Genomic DNA, 26,548 nt, shown 5'->3' with positions numbered 1-26,548 from the left:
GAGCGGCGTAGGAGTGATCCGAAGCGATCGCCGCAATGGCAGCATCATCCGAACGGCGTCCGTCCCAGGGTGACGCACTTCTCATCGCCGCCCAGTCCGGGCGCGCTCTGGCGCAGGCCGCGCGCAGGGCGGGCCTGCGCCCCTATGTCCTCGACCTTTTCGGCGATGCCGACACCCGCGCCCTCGCCGAAGGCTATCGCCCCGCCGAGGGCCGTTTCGGCGAAGGGCTGACGGGGGAGGGCGTTCTGGCCGAGCTCGATGCCCTGGCCGCCAAGACGGACAAGCCACCGATCGGACTGGTTCTCGGCAGCGGCTTCGAGACCGCCCCGGACCTGATGGAGGAACTGGGCCGGAGCCACAGGCTGCTGGGGGCTACGCCCCGCTCGGTCCGGGCCCTGAAGGATCCGTTCGCCTTCGCCGCCCTCTGCGCGCGGCACGCGATTCCCCATCCCGAAGTGACACGGGACCTTCTGGCTGACCGATCGGGCTGGCTGGTCAAGCGTGCCGGCGGGTCCGGCGGCAGCCATATCCGCCCCGCGGGCATGGGCCGGGCCCCACCCGGCGCCTACTTCCAGAGACGCGTCGATGGAACAGCCCATGCGGTCGCCTTCCTGGCCGACGGGCGCGAGGTGGCGATCCTGGCGGTGAGCGAGCAATGGAGCGCGCCGTCTCCCTTACGCCCCTTCCGCTATGCCGGTGCGCTGGAACGGGCGGCCCACGAGCCGCCTTTCCTGGCCGCCCCCGCCCTCGACGCGATCACGGCGGCGATTGGTAGCCTCGTCGCCGCGACGGGGCTTCGCGGCCTCGCCAGCGCCGACCTCCTCGTCTCCGAGGCGGGATGGTGGCTCACCGAGATCAACCCGCGCCCCGGAGCCACGCTGGACATCCTGGACCGACGCGACACGCCACTGCTGACCGCGCATATCGACGCGAGCCTCGGCGTTTTGCCGCGAATCGAACCAGCACCGGTGGATGCGGCGGCCACGGAAATCTGGTACGCGGCAGCCGGCTACGCGCCGATGCCGCCCCTCGACTGGCCGGATTTCGTTCGCGACCGCCCACAATCCGGCGCCCCCGTGGCACGCGATGCACCGTTATGCACCGTGTTCGCCCAAGGTCCGGACTCGGCCGCCACCCGAGACCTATTGCGTGTCCGGGCCGCCACTATGCGGACCCTGCTCGCCCCGACGGAGGAAGCCCGATGACCACCCATCCCCCCGCCACGCTCCGGACTACGCCGAGCCTGAACGCCCTGTCCGCTCCCCTCGTGGAGAAGCTGGTAGCGGACGCCGAGGCCCTGCGCCTTGCCGTCACCACCGAGAACGGCGCGCGCATGGTCGATGCCGGCGCCACCGTGCGCGGCTCCATCGAGGCCGGACGGCGCATCGCCGAGATCTGCCTCGGCGGCCTCGGCACCGTCTCGATCGTTCCCACAGGACCGATCGCGTCCTGGCCCTATTCCGTCGTGGTGCATTCCGCCGATCCAGTTCTGGCCTGCCTCGGCAGCCAGTATGCCGGCTGGTCGCTTGCCGACGAGACCGGGGATTCCGGTTTCTTCGCCCTGGGTTCCGGCCCCGGCCGTGCCGTCTCGGTGGTGGAAGACCTCTACAACGAGCTCGGCTACCGTGACACGGCCAGCCGAACCGCCCTGGTGCTCGAAGCCGCCGGCGGACCGCCCGCCTCCGTCATCGCCAAGGTTGCCGAGGCCTGCGGCCTGTCGGCCGAGGCCCTGACCTTCATCTACGCACCGACCCAGTCGCTGGCCGGCTCGACACAGGTCGTCGCCCGCGTCCTCGAAGTCGCCCTGCACAAGGCCCATACCGTGGGCTTCGACCTGCACAAGATCGTCGACGGCATCGGCTCGGCCCCGCTCTCGCCGCAGCATCCCGACTTCATCCAGGCCATGGGCCGCACCAACGACGCCATCATCTATGGCGGCCGGGTGCAGCTCTTCGTCGAGGCCGACGAGGCGGATGCCAAGCAACTCGCTGAGCAGCTTCCCTCCACCACCTCCGCCGATCATGGGGCGCCCTTCGCCGAGATCTTCGGCCGGGTGAACGGCGATTTCTACAAGATCGACGGCGCGCTCTTCAGCCCGGCCGAGGTCATCGTCACCTCGGTGACCACCGGCAAGAGCTTCCGCGGTGGCCGGCTGATGCCGGAACTGGTGGAAGCCTCCTTCAGCTGAGGCCCATCACGCAACCCTCCCCCCTCCGCGGGGGAGGGTGGTCGCGGAGCGACCGGGAGAGGGGAAGCCCTGTCCGGAACCGGCGCTCCCCTCTCCCGACCCGCTTCGCGGGCCACCCTCTCCCGCAAGGGGGAGAGGGATCGACGTCGAGGTTGCGAACAACATGCGCATCGGACTCGCGGCCGATAACGGCAACTGGCACAAGGCCCGATTGAGGGCCGCCCTGGAACATCTCGGCGCCGAGCCGGTGCTGTTTTCGCTCGCCGACGTGGCGGTGGTCACCGGCGCGGGCGAACCGCTGCGGGTGCCGGGGTTCGCGGACGGCCTGCCCGACGGCGTCCTCCTGCGCACCATCGCCGGGGGTACCTTCGAGGCCACCACCATGCGGCTCGGCGTGCTCCACGCCCTCGTCGCATCCGGGGTCACGGTCTGGAATTCCCCCGGTGCCATCGAGCGCTCGGTGGACAAGGCCATGACGAGCCTCCTCGTCGCCAGGGCGGGCCTGCCCACTCCCGACACGTTCGTCTTCTCCAGCCGTGAGGCCGCCGCCGCCTGCGTCGCCCGCGAGGCGGGACCGGGCCGGCCACTGGTGCTCAAGCCGCTCTTCGGCTCACAGGGCGAGGGTTTGCAGCTGATCGAACGGCCGGAAGACCTGCCCGCCGAGGAGGCCGTGTCGCGGGTCTATTATCTCCAGCGCTACATCGCGCGGAACGACGGCCTCTGGCGCGATTACCGCGTCTTCGTCTGCGAGGGCCGGGCCATCGCCGCCATGATCCGCGAAGGCGACGGCTGGATCACCAACGTCCATCGCGGGGGCCGGCCATTGCCCTGGGCGATGCCGGAGAAGGCTGCCGAGCTCGCCGAGCGGGCCGCCGCCGCCATCGGCGTCGACTATACCGGCATCGACCTCGTGGAAGACGGGGAGGGCGGATACCTCGTCCTCGAAGTGAATTCCATGCCGGCCTGGTCGGGCCTGCAGCAGGTCACCGAGGTCGACGTCGCGGCCGCCGTGGCCCGGGGCTTCCTCAACGCCGTACGGGCAGCGAGGCCCCCGCGGCTCCTCGCGGCATCGGGATGAGTGGGCTTTCGCCGGAGGCGATCGCCACGGCCTACCGGGCGTGCTGCTTGGCCGAGCTCGATGCCCTGAAACCCGGAAACGTCCACGTCTTCGGCGACGGCCACCGCATGGCGGTGGCCGATTTCGTCACGAGCGCCGAAATTTCCGCTCCCCATCTCGCGGAACCCGGCGCGCGGATCGGCCGGCGCGTCCACACCGCCATGGGGGCGACCCTCGGCGCGGTGGGCCAGAACACCAATCTCGGCATCCTGCTCCTCTGCGCGCCCCTGGCGCTCGCCGCCGAACGCGGCGGCCCTCTGCGCGAGGCGTTGAGCCACGTTCTCGTTACCCTCGACGCTGCCGATGCGACCGACGTCTTCGCGGCGATTCGCGCCGCCAATCCGGGCGGCCTCGGCCGAGTCGAACGGCACGACGTGACCGAATCGGTAGCGCCCGCCAGCCTCGTCGCTGCCATGGCAGAGGCGGCCCCGCGTGACCGGATCGCCCGCGCCTACGTCACCGATTTCGCCGACATCTTCGGCATCGGCCTGCCCGCATTGGCGGCGGCGCGCGCCAAGGGTCTCACGCCCCCCTGGAGCACGACCGCGGTCTTCCTCGGCTACCTCGCGGCCGTCCCCGACAGCCATGTGGCGCGCAAGCACGGGACAGGCCGCGCCGACGCCCTGCGCGCCGAGGCAGCGGAGCTTCTCTCTCTCGATCTCGCCACGCACCCCGTCACCGAGCTCCTGGCACGGGACCGCTCGTGGAAGGGCCAGAACCTCAATCCGGGCACCAGCGCGGACATGACGGTGGCCACCCTCTTCGCCGACCGATTGCTGGCGGCCGGGATGGAACAGCCGTGACACCGGCCACTCGGTGCCGGCGGGGTGCGCCATAATTCATGAAACGGCGCGTTCAACCCCCCGTTAGACAAAGATTTTGCTCGAATCCGCCCCCCCTGCAGGGTTGTTCCGGCAGAGACCCCAGAGTAGGGTCCGCGCCGCGATCCGGGCAAACCGGTCCGGTCCTCATGGGACTGGACGCCGTGAACAAGGATGGCTTTCGGCCGCGCCAAACTACGGGGCGGTCATGCTTTTTCAAGACTCCTGGGAGAAACCCCACATGGCGAAGATCAACAAAGTTCTGGTCGGCGAGGCTCTCGTCGGCGATGGCAACGAGGTCGCCCACATCGATCTCATCATCGGACCGCGCGGTTCGCCGGCCGAGACGGCTTTCTGCAACGGCCTCGTGAACAACAAGCACGGCTTCACCAGCCTGCTCGCGGTCATCGCGCCGAACCTGCCCTGCAAGCCGAACACCCTGATGTTCAACAAGGTCACCATCAACGACGCCCGTCAGGCCGTCCAGATGTTCGGCCCCGCCCAGTACGGCGTTGCCAAGGCCGTGCAGGACGCCGTTGCCGAAGGCATCATCCCCGCTGACGAAGCCGACGACCTGTTCATCCTGGTCGGCGTGTTCATTCACTGGGAAGCTGCCGACGACGCCAAGATCCAGAAGTACAACTACGACGCCGTGAAGCTGTCGATCCAGCGCGCCGTCAAGGGCGAGCCCACCGCTGCCTACGCCACCGAGCAGCGCAACTCCGCTTCGCACCCCTTCGCGTCGAACGCTTAGATCGGGGACAGTCCTGGGCAGAGCGCGCCTCCGCCCGCACCGCGGGGCCTGCTCCAGCGACTGGCTTCCATCTTCCTCGGACGATGAAACATGAAACGAGGCGGCTCCGGCCGCCTCGTTTTTTATGGGCTCGACACTCTTGGATCGCCCCTCTACCGCCGCAGCGTCCCGTCGTGGATCGCGGTGGCCACCAAGGCGCCCGTGACGCCGATCTCCTCCAGCGCGGCGACATCCCCCGGTCCGCGCACGCCGCCCGCCGCGTAGAGCCGCGTCGCGGGGCTGGTCCTGCGGATCTCGGACAAACGGTCGAGATCCGGCCCGGTCCCCGCGCCGACCCGGCTCAGGGTCATCACGATGACCTCGGAAGGCCAGTGCGCCGGCTCGTCATGGAGTTCCGCCGGCCCCATCCTCTCGGCCCCCCGGCTATCGAGGGAGAAGACCGCGCGGTCTCCCAGCGCTCGCACCAAGCCGGCATCGTGCTGGCTCTCGCTGCCGATCACCGGGCGGCCCACCCCCTCCGCCAGGAACGCATCGACGCCGGCGGCCCCTGAGAATCCCGCATCGACCCAAAGCTGTACGCCCGGACAGGCGAGAGCGACCTGCGTGAGACTGCCGAGATCCGGAGGCCTGCCATCGATGATCGCATCGAGATCGGCGACATAGAGGATGCGCGCGGCAATCGCGTCCGCGAGACTCCGCGCGACCTCCCCGGGCGACGATCCCTTTGCCAAGGGCGTCACGATCGGGGCATAGGAGTCGCGATCCCCGGCCCTGGCCCGCACCACCTCTCCGTGGCGCAGGTCGATCACCGGAACGATCCGAAACCCGTCCTTCATCGCGTTCCTCCCTGTACGGACTTGCCCGTGACATCTGCCGCATCCACGCACAACCCGGTGATCGGCTGGGATCTCGGAGGGGTCCATGTCAAGGCGGCCCTGGTTCGGGGCGGCCGGGTCGAGGCGGTGGTGCAGGCGCCCTGCCGTCTCTGGCGCGGCCTTCCCGCCCTCGACGAGACGTTTTCGCAGCTGCCGGATTGGGCGCGCGGCGAGGCCGAACACGTCGTCACCATGACGGGCGAACTCACCGACTGCTTCTCCGACCGCACCGATGGCGTGGCGCAGCTCTCCGCCTGGGCGAGCGCGAATCTCGCCGGTTCGGTGCGGATTTATGGTGGCCGGGCCGGGCTCCTCGCGCCCGGTGAGGCGACGGGCGCCGCCATCGACGTGGCCTCGGCGAACTGGCACGCCACGGCGGCCCTGGCTGGCCGCCACGCGGCGAACGCGCTCCTCGTCGATATCGGCTCCACCACGGCCGACCTGATCCCCATCGTGGACGGCCACCCCGCCGCCACCGGTTACAGCGACGCCGAGCGCCTGGAGACGGGCGAGCTGGTCTATTCCGGCGTGGTGCGCACGCCCGTCCTCGCCTTCACCGCCTCCGCGCCGTTCAAGGGCCGACGCACGGGCCTGATGGCCGAGACCTTCGCCACCACGGCCGACGTCTACCGTCTCACCGGCGATCTGCCCGAGGGGGCCGACCAGCAGCACAGCGCCGACATGAAGGGCAAATCGATCCCAGAGACCGAGATCCGCCTCGCCCGTATGATCGGCCGCGACCATGCGGAGGGAGGCTCAGCGGATTGGCGCGCTCTCGCGGCGCATTTCGCCGAATGTCAGCTCCGTCCCCTCCACGATGCGGCGGCGATCCTGCTCTCGCGCCCCGACATCGCGGCGGATGCACCTCTGATCGTCTGCGGGGCGGGGCGATTCCTGGCAGAGCGGCTGGCCCGGCGCCTGGGACGCCCGGCAGTGGCGCTCACCGACCTCATCGCGCCGTCGCTCGCGGAGGAGGGCGCCGACTGGGCCTCCACCTGCGGCCCGGCCGTGGCGGTGGCCCTGCTGGCCGCCGAAACCATCCAACACTGAACCGAACGGGAGACCCGCATGAGCGCCACGCACAAACTCGCCCGTATCCTCGCCACGCGCTCCGGCGCGGGAATCGAGCTCGCCCTCGCCACCGAGAGTGGCCAGACCCTCAAGGTGCTGGCGAGCCAGGACCAGATCGACATGCTGGTGGACGAGTTGGAGGACATCCTCAATTCGCCGGCTGAGCCCGGAGACGACGAGCCGCCGGCGGCGGCGTGAAGCGCCGCTCCCCTCAGTAGGCGTCGCGCTCCTCGCGCTCCTCGTCCCCTAGCAGCCCCCGGATCTGGTCGAGGCAGCCCTGGAGGATGTAGGCGGCCGCCAGCATATCGACGACCTCGCCGCGCTTGGCCCGAGAGGCATCCGCCGCGATCAAGGCCCGCGTCACTGCCGCCGTGGACAGGCGCTCGTCGCAGAAGAGCACCGGCAGGTCGAGCAGGGGCTTCATGTTGCGCACGAAGGAGCGCGTGGCCTGAACGCGCGGCCCTTCGCTACCGTCCATGTTGAGGGGCAGCCCCATGACGAGGCCGCCGACCTGGTGAGCCTCGCACAGGAGGCGCAGGCGCGCGACGTCGGGGGTGAACTTCACCCGGCGGATGGTCTCGAGCGGCGAGGCGATCTGCCGGCCCACATCCGAGAGGGCGAGCCCGATCGTCTTGGTTCCGAGATCGATCCCGATGAGGCGTCGGCCGCCTGCGGACGCCGCGACGAACGCCCGGACCTCGTCTTCCGTCACGAGACCTGACCCAGGAAGGTGGAGGGCAGGGGCTCCGCGCCCATGCCGAGCATGCCGCGCACGGCGGGGCCCTGAACCCGTCGCATGAGGTCGGGAAGGTCGCTCCCCCCGAACCGCACCGATTCGAGATCGGCACCCATCACCCAGATCTCGTATTCCCGGCGCCCGGCCTTGTCGGCGCCAACGGCCACGTCCCAGAACAGGAACTCGCCCGCTTCGGTCTCACCGAAGAAACAGGCGCGCTCGACCACGCTCGGATCGTCCCCCTCGATATCGAAACGATGGCCCTCCCGCATCTCGATCACGGAGGCGATGCTGTGCGCGATCAGTTCCGAGCGGGTGACGAGGTCCGCGCTCTCGGTGGAACTCGGAATCGCGATGCGGATGGAACCGCAGGCGAGCCCTGCGCCGCATTCGAGGCAGAAGCTGCGGTAGCTTTCCGGCAGCGGGAAACCGAGTTCGGCCTCGGCACGGTCGAGATCGGCCGGATCGGCTTTCGGCCCGGCAGTGAATTCGGTGAACACCGTCTGCCACATGATGTCTGTCCTCGACGCGCTAGACCCTACTCCGGAGGGAATAGCCGCGTGGGACGCAAATGCGCCAGACGTCCACGAAGGATTCCTCGACGTGACGCCGCTGGGTTCGCTCGATCCCGCTCCCCGGCTCGACGCCATGCCTTGCCCGGGCCGCGACCGGGAACCCAGCGCGTCCTCTCATGCGCCCCGAGGCGAGATCGCGATGGTCAGCCACAGATTCCATCCCGCCGGGCGGTTCTCCGCTTCGAACTCGCGGTAGAATTTGAGGTTGAGGTACCCTTGGGCGTCGCCCACCGGAAACAGGTAGCCGGCCTGGGGTCCCGCCGCGAAGACCCTGCCCTTGAACGGGCCAAATGTAGCGCCGCGTCCGCGATCGCCGGTCACCTGCTGATAGACGTAGCCGACCAGCCCGAGCTGGTATTGGTCGCCGATGAACTTCGACGCCGAGAAGTCGATATGTGCGTCGATACCGTTCTGATACTGTGTCTTGGTATTCTCGAAATTATACGTCATGCCGGCGACGGCCGAGAGTTCGTAGCCCAAGTCCTTATCGTAATAGGTGTAGCCGAAACCGGCGTCCTGGCCCCAATGCCCGATGCCGAAATTGGCCAGGCGTGATGAGTTGTAGGTGCCGGACGGGACGTTCGTGAGGGTATAGACGAGGTAGTTGTGATTTCCGGCGCTCCAGCGCATCGAAGCGGCTGGCGTCAGGTCCATGATTCCAACCCGGGAGTCGTTCCTCACATCGGTGATGGCGACGGCCATCCCGCCGAATGCGCCGAACAGGCTGAGGGACAATTGCCCGTCGAGCACCGGCGTTGGGAGGGAATAGGTGATCCCCGCATAGGCGAGGTCAGCCCTCTCGGAGACGTTCTGAACCCTTGCGGTCGAGTGGTAGTAGGTCAGGCTCGTCGACCATCCCGGCATGCCCGGCACCGCCGCCATGCTGGCGAAGGAGCCGGCCAGATACAGGTTCGCTCCCCCTTCGTCCGCCCGTGCCGGAGCGGTGAGGAAGGTCGCCGTGATGGAGGCAAGCAACGCAGCCAGCACGTGCATGGTCCTGATTCTGGTCGCTGACTTTGCCACGGCGCTCACTTTCTGGTTGTCCCGAAGCGAAAGAGTCGCCGGACGCACATCTCGGTCGGTCGGTTGTGGCGTCACGATGTGGGCAGCGAGACCGTGGGCAGAGTGGCCGTGGGCGGTTCGACCTGAAGGACCGTGCGATTGAACCTGAGAAGGTAGAGAAAATAGACGCCGCCCGTGACGAGCAGCCCCACCACGATCAAGTCGGGGACCAAAGCTGCATCGGGCGTGACCAGCACGAACAGCGCGCCCATCAGCCAGACGAGGGCGATGACGGCGACGGGTACCTCGAAAGCGCCCAGGTCGAAGGCGCCGACCCGTCGGTCGAGCTTCTTTCGCACGGCCAGATAGAGAATGACCGTGACGCCGTAGCTGAGGATCGGCAGGATCGTGGACGCCGTGATCAATTGCAGAAGCGCCTCGCCCGGAAGCGCAAGCATGAGAAGTATGCCCCCGACGAGGACCAGGATCGTCGCCGGAATCGGCGTCTGCGTCCGCGGGTGGACCTGGCTCATCAGACGCGACGCGGGAAAGCGGCCGTCCCGCGACATCGCGTAGACCAGCCGTGCCGCGGTCGCCATCACGACCATTCCGCAGGCGAAGAAGGCGAATGTCACCGCGGCCATCATGATCGTCTTCATCATGGGGCCGAACTGGTCGTGGAGAATCTCGGCCACCGGCGAGTCGCTCAGGGTGATCCGCTGGACATCCGGAATGGCGACGGTGAGCGCGATCAGGAAAAGCAGCCCCAGCACACCCGCGGCGACGACGGATCCAACGATGGCGCGAGGAACGCTGCGAAACGGGTCCTTGGCCTCCTCGGCGACATTGGCCGCGGCGTCGAAGCCCACGAGGGTGGAGAGGCCCATCAGCATGGCGAGCATCAGGCCCCCGCCGACCTTGAAATAATCGGGGTCGGCGGCGGCCGTCCCGCGGGAGGTCAAGTTGGCGAAGGAGCCCATCCCGTTCATTGCGATCGCGATCGGCAGAAGGATCACGAGCAGGATGACGATCATCACCTCGATGCCGACGGCGGTCCCGTTGATCAGGCCGACGAGGCGCGTGGACACGATGGTCAGCACGGCCTGGACCAGCAGGATCGCCAAGGTGATCCACCGGGCCGTCTGCTCGTCGGGCGCCATGCCGAGCAAGGGCATGAGCGCCTGACTGGCGAGTGCGTTGTCCACCGCCACCACGCCGATGCCGAGGTAACAGAAGCTCAAGAGACCGAACCACCAGCCGATTGCCGGATTGGCGAGGCGCGACGCCCATTGATAGGACGAGCCCGTCAGGGGAATGCGGGCCGCGAACTGTGCGATGACGAGGGCGACGAAGGTCTGCCCGATCGCCACGATCGCCCAGAGCCAGATCCCGACCGGGCCTGCACTGCGAAGGACGTCGTCGAAGGTGCCGAATATCCCGACGGCTACCGAAATGAAGGCAAAGGAAACGGCGAAGACTTGAAACGAACCCAAAGTTCGCTTCAGTTCCTGGCGGTAGCCCCCAAGCTCTGCGGAGGTTTCTTCCCCACGCAGCCCATGCGGAAACTGTTCCATGATCACCTGCCGCCCCTCGCAGCGATGATTTGCCCCCACCGCATGCTTGGGCGTTAAGCGAAAAAGCGTCCCTCAACAATTGAGAAATTGGCGCGGTCACAGTGTTGGTGAGTGCCTCGCAGCCCACAGCTTTGATAGAAACGACAAACACGGCATTCGATCTCTGAATATTCAGACACATCGAATCTCAGAACGGCAGCTTTTCCCGATTAAATCGCCACCGCACAAAGACCATCCATGACTTACAGGACGGAGTCTGAGCTCTATCTGGCAGCACAGGTCGTCTGGTTCTCACCAGAAGAGTTATATCCGACCGGATATGGTCTGGCCCGATACGACTCCCGGTTGTTGTCGTGACGCGTCTTGTTTCGACGAGCCGGTTTCCGCGTCGTGGGAATGCGCTCTTGTTGGCAGAAGCTGGGAAGCTGTGCCGACCGTCCCATGAGACGGAGCGTCAAGACAATCCGATGGGCCGCGTATCGCCCGGCCTCGGCGACGGCATTGCTGGAGCGAACATGCAGTTGCTTGCCGCCTCGCTCATCCGACGATTCGTGTCGAGCCGGCACCCTCGTTCGAACCCGTTTGGATTGAATGTGCCGGGCGGCTCAAGCGGGGACGCCGTTGGCGTGAGGAATATGTGCTGACAGCAGCAGCGCGCGACTTCCTCCCCGTCTTGATGATGGGAGCCTGGGCGCAGCGGAACCGCGGCGTCGACCTCGCTCGCTTCGTCGACGATACGACGGGCCTGGAGATCGAGCCCATTGCCGTCGATGCGCCCAGTCACGAAGCCGATCGATCTCCACGGTAAGGTTGGGCGGCACGCGGACGGCATCCGCAAGGCCATAGGTATAGCGCTCCTGCTACGGCCCCCGCCTATTGGCTCAGGGATGTCGAGCGCCGCTTGGTATTCGCAACACCAATGGGTGTTCGTTTAACGATTTCCAATGATGATCCCTACACGGCTGCCTATGGATTCTTGAGTGGCAGCGTTCGGAGATCATCGTGTCTTTCCAAAATCTTTCCATCCGCACGAAGCTGGTTGCGGCCTTCTTGATCCTGACCCTCCTTACCGTCGGGCTGGGCGTGCTTGGCCTGCTCGGGACACAACGCATGCGCGAGCAGGCGCTCAAGATCGAGACCAACTGGCTGCCGAGCGTACGTATTCTCGGTGAGATCGATACGCTCACAGCGCGGACGAGCGCGCTCGTTCTCCGGCACACGCAGGCCACCGACCCGGCACTGGTCGCCAGTATCGAGAAGGATATGGAGCGTTTCGGCAAGAAGCTCGACGAGAAGAAGGCCGCCTACGAACCGATGATCGCCTCACCGGAGGAGAAGACCCTTTACGAAACGTTCACCCGTGAAGCCGGGAACTTCGAGGCGGTGCGCCGGTCCATTCTCGATCTCTCGCGCGCCGGTCAGAAGGCACAGGCCTACGACCTCTATGAGCAGAAAGGCATCATTCCGCGCCGCGCGGCCTCGGCGGCTCTCGATAAGCTGGTCGCGATGAATAACGAAGGGGCCAGCGCCGCTGAGACGGACAGCAAGGCCGTGTTCGAGACGACGCGTGCCTGGGGGATCGGTGCCATCGCGCTCAGCCTCGTCATCTCCGCGCTCTCGGCGGCATTGATCGTTCGCGGGGTCACGCGCGGCATCGGATCGGTGGTTCAGCCGATGCAGGCCCTCGCGGCCGGCGACCTCTCGGTGACGATCCCGCATCAGGGCGCCCGGACCGAGATCGGCACCATCGCCGACGCGGTGCAGGTGTTCAAGGACGGGTTGATCAGGATGCGGGCCCTCGAGGAGGAGACGGTCCTGGCGCGGGCCGGGGCGGAGGCACAGCGCAAGGCGGCCATGAAGGCCATGGCCGACCGTTTCGAGGACGCGGTCGGAGGCATCATCTCCATGGTCACGAGTTCGGCCACCGAGCTCCAGGCAACCGCGCAGAGCATGGCCGGCACCGCGACCCAGACCGCCAACCAGACCACGAGCGTCGCGGCGGCGGCGGAAGAGGCCGCCTCCAACGTCAACACCGTCGCGGCGGCGGCCGAGGAACTCGGCTCGTCCGTTCTCGAGATCGGGCGCCAAGTGAGCACCTCCGCCACGATGGCGCAGAGTGCCGTTCAGGAAGCGGCCGAGACCGCCGAACTGGTCCAGCAGCTGAACACGGCGGTGTCCCGCATCGGCGACGTCGTGACGATGATCACCTCGATCGCCGGCCAGACCAACCTGCTGGCGCTCAACGCCACCATCGAAGCGGCGCGAGCCGGCGAGGCGGGGCGAGGGTTCGCGGTCGTGGCGGCCGAGGTCAAGGAACTCGCCAACCAGACGGCGCGGGCCACGCAGGAGATCGGGGAGCACATCAACCAGATCCAGGGCTCCACTGACCGTGCCGTGTCGGCGATCGGCAGCATCGCCTCGCGCATCCAGGACATTAGCGGCGTCGCGACGACGATTGCGGCCGCGGTCGAGGAACAGGGAGCGGCGACCCAGGAGATCGTGCGCAACGTGGCCCAGGCCGCGATGGGCACGAGCGAGGTGACGAGCAACATCTCAGGCGTGGCGGGAGCAGCCGAAGAGACAGGAGCGGCCGCAAGCCAGGTTCTCGGCGCCGCTTCGGATCTGTCGCGTCAATCCGAACACCTGAACGCCGAGGTCGACAGGTTCCTGGCCACCGTGCGCGCGGCCTGAAGCAACCGATCACGAGGGTGGGGCGACGTTCCGGAGCCCCACCCGGAGAGCGGGGTACCCAGGCGGACTTCAAGTCCACCTCTGCATCAGGTGGCCATCCGAACTGCCGGACGAAGAGGAGGCATCGCCTCGACCAGCACCACCTGCGCTGCGGTTTGTAACCGCACTGGCCCCGAACCGCATCGTCGTTCCGCCGACAGGCCACCGCAAGATGAACCGGCAACGGGTGGTAACCCGCTTTGGCAATTGCAACGCGTTCATGCCCTCCGTAGTTAAGGATTTCTTAACGATACGGAGACACCATGCGTCGGCTCGGCCGAATATCCCTATGCCTCGACATGGTGCGACCGGCGCCCACGGGTCCGCGAACCGGACCTGCCGACGGCGAGGGCCGGTTGTCGTTCCGGCACAAACTCATGCTCGCCTTGGCTCTCGAAATTCTGGTCCTTGGCTTCCGGCAGTCGGAAATCGTCCGGCAGGACAAAGGTATCGTCGTCGAGACTCCCTCTCATCCAGGCAATGCCATCGTCTGAGTTGGGGCTTCCGCCCGCCCCCGGCGTTGCGGCGCCGCGAAGCCCGGTGCTATAGCCCGGCCTCTGACGCGCGTTCCGGCGCAGGTCCCGAGGTCCGAAGGCAGCATGTCGGTCGACGCAACCACAGTGAGGCGCATCGCGCATCTGGCGCGTATCGCGGTGAGTGACGACGAGGTCGCGCCGCTGCAGGGCGAACTCAACGCCATTCTCGCCTTCGTCGAGCAACTCTCCGAAGTCGATGTGAGCGGCGTGGAGCCGATGACCTCGGTCACCCCGATGGCGATGAAGAAGCGGACCGACGTGGTCACCGATGGCGGTCACGCTCGAGACATCGTCTTCAACGCTCCCGAGACCGAGGACCATTATTTCCTCGTCCCGAAGGTGGTCGAGTAGCTCCGTCGATTTCGTGATTCTTGCCCGCTGAGAGGGACCGCGCGGCGCCGGAAACGGGCGACGGGGTCCGGCGAGCTTTGGAGGACAGGCCCCATGACCCAGATCAACGAACTCACCCTGGCCGAGGCCCGTGACGGGCTAAAGGCCAAGGACTTCTCCGCCACGGATCTCGCCAAGGCGCATCTGGCCGCCATGGAGAAAGCGCGGGGCCTCAACGCCTATCTGCTGGAGACGCCGGAACGCGCCCTGCAGATGGCGGAGGTCTCAGACGCCAAGATCGCCTCCGGCGAGGCACGGCCCCTCGAAGGCCTGCCGCTCGGCGTCAAGGACCTATTCTGCACCCACGGGGTCGCCACCACGGCCGGCTCCAAGATCCTCGAAGGGTTCCAGCCGCATTACGAATCCGCTGTGACCCATAATCTGTGGCGCGACGGCGCGGTGATGCTGGGCAAGCTCAACCTCGACGAATTCGCCATGGGCTCGTCGAACGAGACTTCGGCCTATGGCGACGTGGTCTCGCCCTGGCGCCGGAGCGGCTCCGAGGCCAAGCTGGTTCCGGGCGGCTCGTCCGGCGGTTCGGCGGCGGCGGTGGCGGCCCATCTCTGTCTCGGAGCCACCGCCACCGATACCGGCGGCTCGATCCGTCAGCCCGCCGCCTTCACCGGCACAGTGGGCATCAAGCCGACCTATGGCCGCTGCTCGCGCTGGGGCACCGTCGCCTACGCTTCGTCGCTCGACCAGGCCGGCCCCATCGCCCGCACGGTGCGCGATTGCGCGATCCTGCTCGGCTCCATGTCCGGGCCGGATGCCCGCGACACCACCTGCGCCGACCTGCCCGTTCCCGATTTCGAAGCGGCGGTGGCGCGGGGCGTGAAGGGCCTCACCATCGGCATTCCGAAGGAATACCGGGTGGACGGCATGTCCGCCGAGATCCAGGCCCTCTGGGACCAGGGCGCCGCGATACTGAAGGATGCGGGCGCCACGATCCGTGAGATTTCGCTGCCGCATACCCGCTACGCGCTCCCGGCCTATTACATCGTCGCCCCGGCCGAGGCCTCCTCGAATCTCGCCCGTTATGACGGCGTTCGCTACGGCCTGCGCGTGCCCGGCAAGGACATCGCCGGGATGTACGAGAACACCCGTGCGGCGGGCTTCGGCCGCGAGGTGAAGCGGCGCATCATGATCGGCACCTACGTGCTCTCGGCGGGCTATTACGATGCCTATTACGTCCGCGCGCAGAAGATCCGCACCCTTATCAAACGCGATTTCGAAGAGGCCTACGCCTCCGGGATCGACGCGATCCTCACCCCCGCCACCCCGTCCGCCGCCTTCGGCATCGGCGAGAAGGGCTCTGGCGACCCCGTCGAGATGTACCTCCAGGACGTCTTCACCATCACGGTGAACATGGCGGGCCTGCCCGGCATCTCGGTGCCGGCCGGCCTCGACGCGCAGGGGCTGCCGCTGGGCCTCCAGCTCATCGGCCGTCCCTTCGACGAGGAGACGCTGTTCGCCGCCGCCCAGGTGATCGAAACGGCGGCCGGACGGACCAAGCTGCCCGCCGCGTGGTGGGCATGAAAGCGCGACCATGACCGTTCCGGTCTATCCTTTCGACGTCTGGATCTGGGCCGCGTTCGATCCCGTCCTGATCGCCATTGCGCTGGTCATGGGCTGGAAGTCGGATCAGTTCGTGAAGGTCATCCTGGTCTCGCTGATGGCTTTCGCCATCTCGGTGCTGGTGTCCTGGGCCGTTACCGCCATCGGCATTCCCTGGCCGGCGCCGGTGAGCCACGACGGGCCGACCTTCTTCCCCATCCGCTGGATGGCGGGCTTCCTGTGGGGCACCCTGGGCTTCCTCGCCCACCAGCTCTACCGCCTGCGCGCTTGACCGCGCCGGCCGGTCCTTCCACCTTTCCGGCGCGGTTTCGCGCCGCGCAACACTGAATCCGGGCCATCATGACCGCTGCCGTGAACCCCAAGAAGCTCATCAAGGGCGGCCTGCACGACTGGGAGGTCGTGATCGGCATGGAGATCCATGCCCAGGTCACGAGCCGCTCCAAACTGTTCTCCGGCGCTTCCACCGAGTTCGGCGGTGAGCCGAACGACCACGTTTCCCTGGTGGACGCGGCGATGCCCGGCATGCTGCCCGTCATCAACGAGGAATGCGTGGCGCAGGCCGTGCGCACCGGCCTCGGCCTGAAGGCGCAGATCAACCATCGCTCGGTGTTCGACCGGAAGAACTACTTCTACCCGGACCTGCCACAGGGCTACCAGATCAGCCAGTTCAAGGACCCCATCGTCGGCGAGGGCGAGGTGCTGGTGGACTTGCCCGAGGGCGAGACCATCACGGTGGGCATCGAGCGCCTGCATCTCGAGCAGGATGCCGGCAAGTCCCTGCACGACCAGAACCCGACCCAGAGCTTCGTCGACCTCAACCGCTCGGGCGTCGCCCTGATGGAGATCGTCTCGCGGCCGGATCTCCGCTCGTCGGAGGAGGCGCGCGCCTACGTGACCAAGCTGCGCACCATCCTGCGCTATCTCGGCACCTGTGACGGCGACATGGAGAAGGGCTCCCTCCGGGCCGACGTGAACGTCTCGGTGCGCAAGCCCGGCGACCCGCTCGGCACCCGTTGCGAGATCAAGAACGTCAACTCGATCCGCTTCATCGGGCAGGCCATCGAAGTAGAGGCCCGTCGCCAGATCGCGATCATCGAGGATGGCGGCACGATCAGCCAGGAAACCCGCCTGTTCGATCCGGGCAAGGGCGAGACCCGCTCCATGCGCTCGAAGGAAGAGGCGCACGATTACCGCTACTTCCCCGACCCGGACCTGCTGCCGCTGGAATTCGACCAGGCCTATGTCGACGCGCTGGCCGAGGGACTGCCGGAACTGCCGGACGCCAAGAAGGCCCGCTTCATCGAATCCTACGGCCTCTCGCCCTACGATGCCGGCGTGCTCATCGCCGAGCGGTCTTCGGCCGATTATTTCGAGGCGGTGGCCAAGGGTCGGGACGGCAAGGCCGCGGCGAACTGGGTGATCAACGAGCTGTTCGGGCGCCTCAACAAGGAAGGCCACAGCATCGAGACGAGCCCGGTCTCGGCCGATCAGCTCGGTGCCATCGTCGATCTCATCGGCGAGGGCGTGATCTCGGGCAAGATCGCCAAGGACCTGTTCGAGATCGTCTGGTCCGAGGGTGGCGACCCGCGTCAGGTCGTCGAAGCGCGCGGCATGAAGCAGGTGACGGATACCGGCGCCATCGAGGCGGCGGTGGACGAGATCATCGCCAAGAACCCCGACAAGGTTCAGCAGGCCAAGGAAAAGCCGACCCTGCTCGGCTGGTTCGTGGGCCAGACCATGAAAGCCACCGGCGGCAAGGCCAACCCGGCGGCCGTGAACGCATTGCTGAAGGCGAAGCTCGGAATCGAATAAGGCTGGGCCGATCCTAGACGCGGACCGGCTTCGTCCCCAGGAGGGACATGGCGGCGGCCGCGCCCTACGCCGACCTCCGGCATGTGGGCGCCAGCGCCATTCCGGGGTGTCTCACGAAAGGCTACCTCGATCTCGTCGTGCGGGTGGATGCGGCGGAGTTTGACCGCGCCGAGGCTGCCCTCGCGGCCTCGTTCCGGATGATGAAGCCCGGCTCGATCCGAACGGACGATTCGCAGCCTTCGCGGACGAGACACGCGTGCTGCCGCTGGGCATCCAACGCACCGTCGAGAATGGCCGCTATTGGCGCAGTCCAACGCGCTCAAGATGGGGTGCGACGAGCTTTCCATGGCGGCGTATCACGCCGAAGAAGGCGGCCTTCATCGACGCGGCGCTGACCGCCTGGGCGCGACGAGGGTGATCGTATCGAAGAGAGCGATCGCCTAACGCGCTCGGTCATCGTGAGACCGTGCAGCCGAGCCGCGGCTCACGGCTTCTGTGAGCGGCTTCCGGCACGACGCTCAGATCTGCGAACGCCCTTCATGGAAGGAGAGGGACCTGCGCCAGCCGAAAGCGATGCTTTCATGGGTTATCCCGCTCGCGCGGATCGCGCAGCGGGTGGGCCCCGAAACCAGACGATCCCCATCGTGATCCGCCACGAGCCATGGCCGATCCTGCAAGGACATAGGCGGCGGAAGCGGTCGAGTTGGGGCATTCTGCGTATTCGAAGTCGTGCCGTGTCGGCCGCTTCTGCACCCCGGAGACCGCCTCCGTCCCGTAATTCGTGTTTGTGCTGCTCAACGTCCGGACCGAATTAAACCCGGATGATCGTCACAGCATCCTGCTGGGGTGGAGTCATTCCCGTCTCCTGCGGCTAAGTTGGTCGCGATCGACAAACGATCAGCGCCTCCTCGTTGCTTGAGATGTGCTTTGCTTCGAAGCACATGATCAAGGTGCGACTGGATTTGACCCGCGTCAAGTCCCTATCTCCACTTTCTCGAACCTGTATTCATTCCCATCTGGACGGTTCGGGAAAAGCTATGGACCTTCAGGCGCTTGGCGCTTCGCGGCCGCCGCGCAGGCCCGCCTCAGGCGACGTTTCGCAGGGCGCCGCTCCCGGTCGAGGGGGAAAGGCTCGGCGCCTTGCCCGTCGCCGCCTCGTAATCGGCGGCCAGATCCGCAGCGCCGCGCAGACGCCCCGGCTCGTCGCGGTAGCTGCCCGTTCCGGCCACGGGTGCCCCCTGCCATTGCCTCTCGATCGCCAGACGCTCGGGCGTGCCGGCGAAGGCGGCGATGAAAGCATCCGCCGCCATGAGCAGGCGGCAGGCGCTCGGATGGTCGGCGACGGCGGCGGTGTAGTACCAGGGTGAGGGTGCGATGTTGCCGGGCACGATCTCGATGCGGCCGCGCCACGGGCTGTCGGCGCCGGTGCAGGCCCAGTGCATGATCGGCGCGTCCACGGCGAAGGCATCCACCACGCCCTCGGCCAGAGCGTCGTGGATGCGGCCCTGGTCGGTGATCGGCACGAGGCTGCCGAGGGTCGCTACCCGCCTTCCCTTCGCCTGGAGGTTCTCGGCCCAGCGCAGTCCGGCGGCCTCCAGCGTGGCATAGGCGCTCGGATCGTTGATGACGCCGAGCGTCCGCCCTTCGAGGTCGGACAGGCTGCGGATGCGCGTGTCGCCGGTGCGGCGGGCCAGCACGTAATGGAGATGGGTATAGGCCTGCGAATAGGCGATGGCGCCGAATCCCGGGCTCGGCGGCAGGGCCGACCAGACGATGTCGGCGGGTGCCTCGGCGGCGGTCCGGCCCGCATCGAGCAGTTCCGTGCACTGGTCCCAGGGGCATTCGACGAAGACCGGCGCGACGCCGAGGGACCGCGCGAAGGCCGTGGCATAGGCGATGTCGAGGCCGAGCAGGGCGCCGCCGGCGGACCTGCGGAAGGACAACCCCTTGAAATCGGGCTCCACGGCGATCCGCAGGGTACCGCGTGCCCGGATGTCGTCGAGGAGATCGAAGTTCTTCGGACGGCGAGCGAGACCGTGCCGGGCCATGTCCGGCGCTGGCAGTCCCGAGGCGGCCGCCTGCAGCGTGGCATCGGCGAGGGCCAGGGCGCGAAACGTCTTGGCCTCGGTCCGGTCGATACTGCTCTGCATGGCGCCGAGAGCCTCGCCGATGGAGGCGTTGCTGGCGCTGATCGCGGACAGTTCGACGCCCACACCGCCGAGCAGGGTCTCGATCCGGTCGGCGGTGGACCGAACGGCGCCGGCGAGTCCGTCCAGGGCATGGTCCGTCGAAACCCGCAGGGCAGAGAGATCGGCGCGGACATCGGAGAAATCGATGATGCCGGCCGCGTTGCGTGCACTCTCCCGGGTCTGGTCGGCCAGGGCGCGGACCTCGGCGGCAACGACGGCGAAACCGCGCCCATGCTCGCCGGCCCTCGCCGCCTCGATCGTCGCGTTCAACGACAGCATCCGGATCGTCGCGCCGATCCCATCGATGGCGGCGACGATCCGGCTCGCCTCGGCGGCCTTGGTGTCGATGCGCGCGCCGATGCGGGCGATCTCGGCGTTGATCGCGCGCATGGCCTGCCCGACCGCATCCACGAGCTCGCCGCGGAGGCGCTCGGCCGTCCCCGCCGCCGTATCGCGCCCAACGCTGCCGAGCGTGGCTGCCAGGGAACGGTCGACGCCTGTCGATTGGCGACGGATCTCGCGGGTGAAGCTGGCGGCCTGTTCATTGGCGCGGGCGGCGTGGCGCATGAGTGTCGCCATGCCGGCCACCGCGTCGGTGACGCCCACGTCTTCGGGCGCCGCGGTCGGGTCGTTCTCAAAGGCGTCGATGGATTTCAGCACGTGACCCGACCCAGCCGAGAAGATGCCGGAAGAATCGCTCATGGCCCTTAAGCGCTGTTGAAACCTCTTCGCGATCCGTGCTCAACTTCGCGCCAATACTGAAGAAGTTTTCACCTCTTCATCGCCGGGGCATGCTGCCCCGAGGCATTCGGCGAAGCGCGACGTCTTCCCGGCCAGGGCTTCAGCGGGCCGCCGCCCCCGGAACACGCTCCTGCCCGGAGGAGGCGGAGGGTCCCGTAAAGCGGTCGCGCAGGGTCTTCCAGAACGTGCCGCCATGGGCACCGGGCTCGCCCACGGAGACGGTGGCGTTCATGCCGGCCACCAGGGTGACGCCCTCGGCAACCCTCTCGATGCGGATGCGCACGGGGACGCGCTGGGCGAGGCGCACCCAGGTATAGACCGGGTCGACATTGGGCAGGCCCTGCGTGCTCGGCGAGGCATTGGCGTTGCTGATGCCAAGCGTGATGCTCTCCACCCGGCCGTCGATGAGAGCCGAGTAGCCGAGGAGTTCGGCCCTCGCCACGTCACCCACACGGATATGGGCCAGCTTCGTCTCCTCGAAATAGCCGTCGATCCAGAATGAATCGGTGTCGATCACCGCGACGTTGACGGTGCCGGCGGTGGCATAGTCGCCCGCGCGCAGGAGGAGGTTGGTGACACGCCCGTTCACCGGCGAGCGTACTTCCGTGCGTCCACGATTGACCCGGGCCTGATGCAGCTGCGCCTTCGCGGAAGCCAGCGCTGCTTCCGCGATCTTGGCGGTGCCCGCATATTGCTGCTTCTCCTCCACTGAGGTGGAAAGGGTGGTCAGGGCCTCGCGCCGGGCGGCCTGGGTCCGCTTCACCTGAAGATCGGCCTCGCGGTTCTCCAGCTCGGCCTGGGCGGTGGCGATGGAAATGTCGAAATCCACCGGATCGATGACGTAGAGCACGTCGCCCTTGGCGACGTTCTGGTTGTCGGACACGCGCAACTCGACGATCTGGCCGGAGACCTGGGGCGCTACGCTGGCCACCTGCACGCGGACGCGCCCGTCGCGGGTCCAGGGCGCGGCGACGTAGAATTGCCAGACCAGGGCGGCGGCCAGGCAGGCGCAGGCCAGGATCACAACGGTCGCCAGAAGCCGCACCACGCGCCAACGCCGGCGCCGGGCGAGGGACGGCGCGCGCTCGCGGGACGGGCGAGCATCGGAGAGATCGTCGTCGGCCATTGTCAGGCAAGATCCATGTCGGCGGTACACATTACTCAGAAGAGAACGATGAGAAGCGCGAGGATGCAGACGAAGATCCCCGCCTCGGCCAGCGGCGGGTTGGCGACGTAGCGGCTGAAGCGGATGCGGCTGAAGCCGAACCGCAGGAGCACCATGATGGCCAGTGCCGCCACCACATAGGCGACGAAGGGCGAGATCAGGACGCCGCCGAGATCGATGTCATGCCGCATGGGGCGCCTCCATCAGGCCGGTCGCAGGATGCCGAGGCGGCGCAGGAGGCGATGCTGGCTCTCCATGATGCCGCCCGCCGTCACCAGGTCGCTGACGAGGCGGGCGATGTCGAGCCGCGTCGGACCGCCCACGGATCGGCCGTGCCGGAGGAACGCACGAACGGACCGGGCGAGCGTGGCCGCGTCCGCCGCCTCCAGTCCCTCCCGCGCCTGCCTCGCGGCATCGTTCAGAGAAGGCTCGTCGGGGAGGCGGCACAGCTGGGCATGGGCGCGGGCGGCGGCCGATTCGAGGCGGGCCAGGTCGAAGGCACGGTCCAGGCTCGCCGCGCGGACGGCGCCGCTGCCCGAACTCCATTGCGAGAATTGCAGCAGCCGATCGCTGTTGAGGCTGGTGCGGGTGGTGGCGTCGCCGCCATCGCCAGCCAGCGCGTCCAGCACCGAATCCCGAGCCGAATCGAGGGCGAAGGCGCGGCGCTGGGCGGGCGAGATCGGCAGTACGATCCGCACCGCGACGAAGAGGATACAAGCCGCCATGGTCACCAGGAACGCGTTCGCGAGGAAGCCCTGCACGTCGTAGGTCTGCGGGTTGGACGGCGACAGGAGGACCATGAAGAACACGAGCAGGATGAAGCCGATTCCGAATGTCGGCGGGTTCAGGCTGAGAAAACACGCCACGAAGATCACCGGCGCGATGGCGATGGCGAGCAGTGGGAAGCCCTGCTCGCCCCCCAGCACGCCGAAGAGCACGATTCCGGCGCAGAGCGCCGCGACAGGCATGCCGATGAGGACGCCGCGGGCGAAGGCCTTCGAATCCGGCGCGATGGCCGAGAGCGAACAGGTCGCCGCCACCTGTACCAGGGCGAAGGAGGTGGCGGGCCAGCCGGCGGCGATGAGGAGGAGGGCGGTGGCGCCAAAGGCGATCCCCACCCGTGCCGCCCCACGAAGGGCCACTGGCAGGTCGCGATGCGTCGGCAGGGCGACGTCGCGCTTCGGTCGGCAGCCGGTGGAGAGGGCGTTCAATCCATCCTCGGCAAAGGAGGAGGCGCGCGCGAAATCGAGGCCGCGCTGCAGCGCCAGGATCTCCAGGGGCGCGCTCGTCTCACTCTGGATCGCCTCATCCACCAGGGCACCGAGACGATGCGAAGCCGCGTCGGCATCGGGCTTCCCGTCGTCGGTCAGGCCTAGGCAGATCCGGCGGGCCTCGGCGACAGCCTCACTCTCGCGGTCCAGCAAGGCGGCGGCGGCCGTGAAGGCACGGCTCGCCGCCGCCATGGCGTAGAGCGCGGCGATGGTGCTGCGCGCCCCGGCGGCCCGGCGGGCGCCGTCGTCGAGTTCGCCGCCGATGGCGCTCGCATCGGCGCGCATCACCGCGATCTGCCGGATCAGGGCCGCCGCGCGCTCCGAGCCTGTATCCGCCCGGGACAGGGTCTCGCGGGCGAAAGCCTGGGTGGCCGACAGGGCCTCCGAGAGCGGCTTGCGCAGGGTGCGCCACGTGCTGGGCGAGGCCAGCGCGTCGTTGATGAAGGTGATGGCGACGATGCCGATGGTGATCGCCGCGACGCGGTCGATGGCGGCCTCGAAGACCGCCTGCGGCGTGTCGATATGGGCGACGGCGACGATGGCGACGGTGAAGCCCGCGAGCATGGCGCCATAGGCCCGCGTGTCCTGCAGGAAGTGGGCGACGAAGACGCAGAGGCCGAGCCAGGTCGCCACTGAGACCAGGAGGAGAACCCTGTCCTGTCCGAACGCACCGATCAGCAGAATCGATATCGCGCCCCCCGCCAGGGTGCCGAGAAAGCGGTACAGCGCCTTGGACAGGGCTTGGCCGCGTTTGGGCTGGGCCAGGATCGCCACACAGACGGCGGCCGACGAGGCGCCGGAGAGCTGAAGCCAGAACCCGGCGTAGAGGGCCAGCACCATGGCGAGCCAGATCCGCAAGGCGAAAGCCCAGGCGGAGGGCGCGGGAAAGATGCGCTCGACGAACGAGAGCACGCGGTCGGCCGGGGAGGGGCGTGTTTCGGCGGACAGCCCGCTCATCGGCAGGCTCCGCTCACAGGGAAAGCCCCGTTCACAGGGAAGGCTCGCCCGCCGCCGCATCCGCGGCCTTGCCAGCGACCCGCATCTGCCAGAGGCAGAGGAGGGGCGTCACCACCAGCTCCATGATCAGCGCCCCCAGCATGACCGCCGAAGGCAAGCCGGTAAGATAGAGACCGAGCAGCCTCGCCAGACCGCCGAGCGTGACGACGAGGGTCAGGAAGCGGAACAGGCGCGATTTCGCCTCGATGGCCGGGACGCAGCTCCAGAACAGGATGCCGATGCCCATCAGCAGACCTGACAGATAGCGGAAATGGCTGTCGGCGGAGATCTGGGCCAGGCTGTTGCCGCCAACTCCTCCAAGCCCGAACAGGATTCCGAAGAGGCCGGACGCCACCGGTATGATCGCGGCCACCGCCACAACTCGTTGCAGCGCCTCGCGCTCCCGCATGCGTCCGTTCCCCGTTCAGGCCCGGCTGATCCCGCGCCCGCGAGCCGGCTCCCAGCCGAACTAGATCAGGCCTTGATCTCCTTCAAGCGCTTGACGCATTTACTATAATATTGCGGCCATTTCGGTCCTTGCGCGGCCTTGTCGGCGACCGAAAGGGCGCGCCATTCGGCACCGCACTTCTTCTGCCGCTCCCTGGCAGCGTTCTGCCCCATGCTCAATTCCTTCGCGGCGGCATCCGGGGAAGCGGCCACAGGGGCCTGGGCGGACGCGGCCGTGGCGAAGCCCAGAACCATGGACACCGCGATCACCATGGCTGGAAAACAACAAACCCGCATGATTGCAACCCCAGATCGTTACCCTGCACTCACGAAACGGAGGCAGAGCCGACCTCATCACAGCCAGAAGTCGGGGGGAGAGCAAGTCTCTTCGTCGCGCCGCCCCATGCCGTCCACCGTTGGATGTCGGCGTGAAAGCTGCAACCATCCGCTTTCTCGTCCGGTTTGAATCGGCGATATGACGCGACCCTGACAGGAGCGGGACGTTTCCCATGGCCGCCGCCACCCAGAACCCCATCGACGTCCATACCTGGGGCACGCCCAACGGTTGGAAGATTCCCATCATGCTGGAGGAGTGCGGCCTGCCCTATCGGGTGGTGCCGGTGAATATCGGCAAGGGCGACCAGCTGGCCCCGGACTTTTTGGCGATCTCGCCCAACAACAAGATTCCGGCCATCGTCGATCCGGACGGACCCGGCGGGAAGCCGATCTCGATCTTCGAATCGGGGGCGATTCTCCAATATCTCGGTCGCAAGACCGGGTGCCTTTACCCGGCCGACGAACGCGCCAGAGCGGCGGTGGACGAATGGCTGTTCTGGCAGGTCGGCGGCTTCGGGCCGATGCTTGGCCAGACGCATCATTTCCGGATCTACGCGCAGGAGAAGATCCCCTACGCCATCGAGCGGTTCACCACAGAATCGCATCGGCTCTACGGCGTGCTGGATCGCCGACTTGCGGATCGCGACTACGTGGCCGGCGAATATTCCATCGCCGACATCGCGATCCTCACCTGGGCCAAGCATCACGAGAAGCAGGATATCGACCTGTCGAGCCTGCCGAATGTCCGGCGCTGGCTCGATCTGGTTCTGGCGAGACCCGCCGTGAAGCGAGGCTTCGCGGCGATCTGATCCGCTACTTCTTGGCTTCGGCCTGAGCGGCGGCCGGCTTGGCGGCCGCCTTCGTAGCGGGCTTCGGCGCGGCCTCGGAAGCCGGAGCGACAGCGGCCTGCTGGTTCACGTCCGGCACGCGGGTCCAGGTCTCGGAGCCGCACAGGACCTTGAGAAGGCATCCGGACACGCTCAGCTCGGAGCCGGATTCACGCTCCAGGCTGACCTGATAGATCTTGCCCTCGTCGATATTATAGATGTCGCCCGAAAATTTCTCCTCGTCGGGGGCGAGCCCCTCGATGAGCTGCAGGCCAATCACAGGACGCGAGCGCTTCTTCGGGTCGGGGTTCTTGGCGTCGGTGCGCGGCGCACCCGTCTCGGTGGTCGGCGTCTTTAGCCACACGACCTTACCGCAGATGTTCGCGCTGTTCGGGCCGCAATGATCGATGCGGATCTTGGCGCGGCCATCCTTCGTGAGCCAGGTGCCGGACGGGTCCTTCGACGGGGCCGCAACGGCGGCGACGAGTCCGGACAGCAGAAAGGCGGAGGTCAGGGCAACGCGCATGGCTTTTGGTCTCCTGGAGCCTGTGAAGGGCCGCGGCGCATCGGCGGGAGCGTCGCGAAGGGTCGTGAGCCTGGGGTCGAGAGCTTGGTCGTGGCCGTGCCGGGCGTCGAGAACGGTACGGGCCGGCGTCTTCTGGTGCGAGAAGACACCAGCAATCGGGCGAATTTCCGGCACTGTTGCGCCGAAGCCATGACCAAGGGAATTCCGCTGTGGATGCGCCGTCTTCGTCCTCCGGGTTGAGAGGATGGGGCGTGCCCGCTATAAGCCGGCCACCGAAGCCGTTTTCGGCTGAGC

25 protein-coding genes and 1 pseudogene are annotated in these 26,548 nt (G+C 67.4%); 14 read left to right on the top strand and 12 right to left on the bottom strand.

All coding sequences use genetic code 11. From position 1 onward, the window contains the following. The first annotated feature begins 35 nt into the window (after positions 1–35). The 5 genes from ACYQR9_RS17870 to fae all read left to right on the top strand — a co-directional run bounded on the left by ACYQR9_RS17870 (position 36) and on the right by fae (position 4,880). Positions 36–1,205 (top strand): ATP-grasp domain-containing protein, encoded by a 1,170-nt coding sequence (locus ACYQR9_RS17870; protein WP_461227574.1) that lies wholly within the window; start codon positions 36–38, stop codon positions 1,203–1,205. Beyond that, on the top strand, positions 1,202–2,188 hold the full coding sequence (mch, locus tag ACYQR9_RS17865; protein WP_056423976.1) for a methenyltetrahydromethanopterin cyclohydrolase: 987 nt from the start codon (positions 1,202–1,204) through the stop codon (positions 2,186–2,188). Before ACYQR9_RS17870 ends, mch begins: the two co-directional genes overlap by 4 nt. Positions 2,189–2,351: 163 nt before the next feature. Beyond that, positions 2,352–3,266 carry an ATP-grasp domain-containing protein gene (locus ACYQR9_RS17860; RefSeq protein ID WP_461227573.1) on the top strand — a complete coding sequence of 305 codons (915 nt, stop codon included), beginning with the start codon at positions 2,352–2,354 and terminating at the stop codon, positions 3,264–3,266. Then, positions 3,263–4,108, top strand: a complete 846-nt coding sequence (locus tag ACYQR9_RS17855; protein ID WP_461227572.1) for a triphosphoribosyl-dephospho-CoA synthase — start codon at positions 3,263–3,265, stop codon at positions 4,106–4,108. Before ACYQR9_RS17860 ends, ACYQR9_RS17855 begins: the two co-directional genes overlap by 4 nt. Positions 4,109–4,367: 259 nt before the next feature. Beyond that, positions 4,368–4,880 (top strand): formaldehyde-activating enzyme, encoded by a 513-nt coding sequence (gene fae, locus ACYQR9_RS17850; RefSeq protein ID WP_018043473.1) that lies wholly within the window; start codon positions 4,368–4,370, stop codon positions 4,878–4,880. Positions 4,881–5,032: 152 nt separating this feature from the next. Here the strand turns inward: fae and ACYQR9_RS17845 are convergent, their stop codons facing one another. Next, positions 5,033–5,716: a HisA/HisF-related TIM barrel protein gene (locus tag ACYQR9_RS17845; protein ID WP_461227571.1), complete on the bottom strand. Its 684-nt coding sequence runs from the start codon at positions 5,714–5,716 to the stop codon at positions 5,033–5,035. A gap of 27 nt (positions 5,717–5,743) precedes the next feature. Here ACYQR9_RS17845 and ACYQR9_RS17840 point away from each other — a divergent pair, with 27 nt between their 5' ends. After that, on the top strand, positions 5,744–6,805 hold the full coding sequence (locus tag ACYQR9_RS17840; protein ID WP_207412030.1) for a hydantoinase/oxoprolinase family protein: 1,062 nt from the start codon (positions 5,744–5,746) through the stop codon (positions 6,803–6,805). An 18-nt stretch (positions 6,806–6,823) separates the two neighbouring features. Next, positions 6,824–7,024 (top strand): hypothetical protein, encoded by a 201-nt coding sequence (locus tag ACYQR9_RS17835; RefSeq protein WP_056423983.1) that lies wholly within the window; start codon positions 6,824–6,826, stop codon positions 7,022–7,024. Between the two features lie 13 nt (positions 7,025–7,037). On the opposite strand, the gene ruvX is transcribed toward ACYQR9_RS17835, so the two are convergent. The 4 genes from ruvX to ACYQR9_RS17815 form a co-directional block, all read right to left on the bottom strand. Further along, the gene (ruvX, locus tag ACYQR9_RS17830) at positions 7,038–7,538 is read right to left on the bottom strand and encodes a Holliday junction resolvase RuvX (RefSeq protein ID WP_018043477.1); all 501 of its coding nucleotides are present in this window, start codon (positions 7,536–7,538) and stop codon (positions 7,038–7,040) included. Then, the gene (locus ACYQR9_RS17825) at positions 7,535–8,074 is read right to left on the bottom strand and encodes an SMI1/KNR4 family protein (RefSeq protein WP_461227570.1); all 540 of its coding nucleotides are present in this window, start codon (positions 8,072–8,074) and stop codon (positions 7,535–7,537) included. Before ACYQR9_RS17825 ends, ruvX begins: the two co-directional genes overlap by 4 nt. A gap of 177 nt (positions 8,075–8,251) precedes the next feature. Next, positions 8,252–9,130 carry a SphA family protein gene (locus ACYQR9_RS17820; protein WP_419952561.1) on the bottom strand — a complete coding sequence of 293 codons (879 nt, stop codon included), beginning with the start codon at positions 9,128–9,130 and terminating at the stop codon, positions 8,252–8,254. 101 nt (positions 9,131–9,231) lie between these two features. Next, a complete protein-coding gene (locus ACYQR9_RS17815; protein WP_461227569.1) occupies positions 9,232–10,632 on the bottom strand; it encodes an APC family permease in 1,401 nt (466 codons plus the stop codon). 682 nt (positions 10,633–11,314) lie between these two features. Between ACYQR9_RS17815 and ACYQR9_RS17810 the strand changes: the two are divergent. The 6 genes and pseudogenes from ACYQR9_RS17810 to gatB form a co-directional block, all read left to right on the top strand. Then, positions 11,315–11,521 (top strand): annotated as a pseudogene (locus ACYQR9_RS17810) (hypothetical protein); the annotation flags it as partial. 194 nt (positions 11,522–11,715) lie between these two features. Next, complete coding sequence (locus tag ACYQR9_RS17805) at positions 11,716–13,404, top strand: MCP four helix bundle domain-containing protein (protein WP_207412026.1); 1,689 nt, start codon at positions 11,716–11,718, stop codon at positions 13,402–13,404. A 638-nt stretch (positions 13,405–14,042) separates the two neighbouring features. Beyond that, positions 14,043–14,330, top strand: coding sequence for an Asp-tRNA(Asn)/Glu-tRNA(Gln) amidotransferase subunit GatC (gene gatC, locus ACYQR9_RS17800; RefSeq protein ID WP_056424141.1), 288 nt, complete (start codon positions 14,043–14,045; stop codon positions 14,328–14,330). Between the two features lie 93 nt (positions 14,331–14,423). Continuing rightward, positions 14,424–15,905: an Asp-tRNA(Asn)/Glu-tRNA(Gln) amidotransferase subunit GatA gene (gene gatA / locus ACYQR9_RS17795; protein ID WP_461227568.1), complete on the top strand. Its 1,482-nt coding sequence runs from the start codon at positions 14,424–14,426 to the stop codon at positions 15,903–15,905. A 10-nt stretch (positions 15,906–15,915) separates the two neighbouring features. Beyond that, the gene (locus tag ACYQR9_RS17790) at positions 15,916–16,215 is read left to right on the top strand and encodes a hypothetical protein (protein WP_461223311.1); all 300 of its coding nucleotides are present in this window, start codon (positions 15,916–15,918) and stop codon (positions 16,213–16,215) included. Positions 16,216–16,283: 68 nt separating this feature from the next. After that, a complete protein-coding gene (gene gatB, locus ACYQR9_RS17785) occupies positions 16,284–17,756 on the top strand; it encodes an Asp-tRNA(Asn)/Glu-tRNA(Gln) amidotransferase subunit GatB (protein ID WP_056424146.1) in 1,473 nt (490 codons plus the stop codon). Between the two features lie 1,085 nt (positions 17,757–18,841). On the opposite strand, the gene ACYQR9_RS17780 is transcribed toward gatB, so the two are convergent. From ACYQR9_RS17780 to ACYQR9_RS17755, 6 genes are all read right to left on the bottom strand, one after another. Continuing rightward, a complete protein-coding gene (locus ACYQR9_RS17780) occupies positions 18,842–20,647 on the bottom strand; it encodes a methyl-accepting chemotaxis protein (protein WP_461227567.1) in 1,806 nt (601 codons plus the stop codon). 139 nt (positions 20,648–20,786) lie between these two features. Continuing rightward, positions 20,787–21,812: an efflux RND transporter periplasmic adaptor subunit gene (locus tag ACYQR9_RS17775; protein WP_461227566.1), complete on the bottom strand. Its 1,026-nt coding sequence runs from the start codon at positions 21,810–21,812 to the stop codon at positions 20,787–20,789. Positions 21,813–21,847: 35 nt separating this feature from the next. Continuing rightward, positions 21,848–22,042 (bottom strand): DUF1656 domain-containing protein, encoded by a 195-nt coding sequence (locus ACYQR9_RS17770; RefSeq protein WP_056424155.1) that lies wholly within the window; start codon positions 22,040–22,042, stop codon positions 21,848–21,850. Between the two features lie 12 nt (positions 22,043–22,054). After that, complete coding sequence (locus ACYQR9_RS17765) at positions 22,055–24,079, bottom strand: FUSC family protein (RefSeq protein WP_461227565.1); 2,025 nt, start codon at positions 24,077–24,079, stop codon at positions 22,055–22,057. Positions 24,080–24,110: 31 nt separating this feature from the next. Beyond that, the gene (locus ACYQR9_RS17760) at positions 24,111–24,527 is read right to left on the bottom strand and encodes a DUF4345 domain-containing protein (RefSeq protein ID WP_461227564.1); all 417 of its coding nucleotides are present in this window, start codon (positions 24,525–24,527) and stop codon (positions 24,111–24,113) included. Between the two features lie 65 nt (positions 24,528–24,592). Beyond that, positions 24,593–24,820, bottom strand: coding sequence for a hypothetical protein (locus tag ACYQR9_RS17755; RefSeq protein ID WP_461229834.1), 228 nt, complete (start codon positions 24,818–24,820; stop codon positions 24,593–24,595). 254 nt (positions 24,821–25,074) lie between these two features. Here ACYQR9_RS17755 and ACYQR9_RS17750 point away from each other — a divergent pair, with 254 nt between their 5' ends. Beyond that, positions 25,075–25,710, top strand: coding sequence for a glutathione S-transferase N-terminal domain-containing protein (locus ACYQR9_RS17750; protein ID WP_207412020.1), 636 nt, complete (start codon positions 25,075–25,077; stop codon positions 25,708–25,710). Between the two features lie 4 nt (positions 25,711–25,714). Here ACYQR9_RS17750 and ACYQR9_RS17745 read toward each other — a convergent pair whose 3' ends face one another. Continuing rightward, positions 25,715–26,254 carry a DUF2147 domain-containing protein gene (locus tag ACYQR9_RS17745; protein WP_056424163.1) on the bottom strand — a complete coding sequence of 180 codons (540 nt, stop codon included), beginning with the start codon at positions 26,252–26,254 and terminating at the stop codon, positions 25,715–25,717. Positions 26,255–26,548 lie beyond the last annotated feature (294 nt).

Source organism: Methylobacterium sp. CM6241 (assembly GCF_054817845.1).
This window is presented reverse-complemented; position numbering and strand designations above follow the sequence as displayed.